The sequence below is a fragment of the Neobacillus sp. FW104-15D2 genome (genome assembly GCF_058790155.1).
Window position 1 is genome coordinate 1 of record NZ_JBYTCJ010000014.1, and the last position, 964, is coordinate 964.

2 tRNA genes are annotated in these 964 nt (G+C 37.7%); both read left to right on the forward strand.

What is annotated here, in order from left to right:
- Positions 1–703: 703 nt before the first annotated feature.
- Positions 704–779, forward strand: a tRNA-Lys gene (locus tag AC3WR0_RS12520).
- 12 nt (positions 780–791) lie between these two features.
- Positions 792–863: transfer RNA gene (locus AC3WR0_RS12525), tRNA-Glu, on the forward strand.
- Positions 864–964: the final 101 nt, after the last annotated feature.

Genomic DNA, 964 nt, shown 5'->3' on the forward strand with positions numbered 1-964 from the left:
GTTCTGGACAAACCGAGAGTACTTTGTCTTATTTTTTTTGTCTACTTTTTTGCTTACACATACTTTTATACATCATCCGTGAATTCGTGCATTCTTTGGGCAAAATCGTGCATTTCTTGTACGGAATCGTGCATTCTTTGTGCAGAAGCGTGCATTCTTTGTGTGGACTCATGCATTCTTTGTGTGAAATCGTGCATTCTTTGTACAGAATCGTGCATAAAAGGATTCAGAAGTTAGAAGAAGGTATGTAGTTATAAACTAGCCCTCTTTTTATAAAAAAAGTTAATTTTAGGGTAAAACCAGGTGTCTGTTTTACTATTTCTAGAATAAAGGGCATATTTCATCTTAAAACTTAAAAAATTAGTAAATAAACTGGTTGTATACCCCGAGAGTATATTGCCGTCGTAATCTATTTTTTCTCTGAATACCCTTTTTTAAAAAAACTTTTAAAAAAAGGGTTGCATCCTTTTAAGTTTATATGATATTATAAAAAACGTCGCTGAGAGAGTTAAAAACTTGGCAGACAAACCTAATATTACTAGTAGATTAGGTAATGAATATCTCTTAATAAGAGCCATTAGCTCAGTTGGTAGAGCAACGAGCACAACATCATGAATTATCTGCGAGTTGTGGAGCTTACGTCTTTGAGGTAAGCGGAACATCTGAATGGTTTAAAAGTTTAGGAAGACAAAAATTTTATTAAGAGCCATTAGCTCAGTTGGTAGAGCATCTGACTTTTAATCAGAGGGTCGAAGGTTCGAGTCCTTCATGGCTCACCATGTTTTTTGCATGGCCCCTTGGTCAAGCGGTTAAGACACCGCCCTTTCACGGCGGTAACACGGGTTCGAATCCCGTAGGGGTCATATCTATTTTAAAATAGCAAAAAACTTCAGTATTGGTCCCGTGGTGTAGCGACGAGCGAAGCTTCGGTGAACAGCAGCGAGTTGTCTCGACGCATCCACTT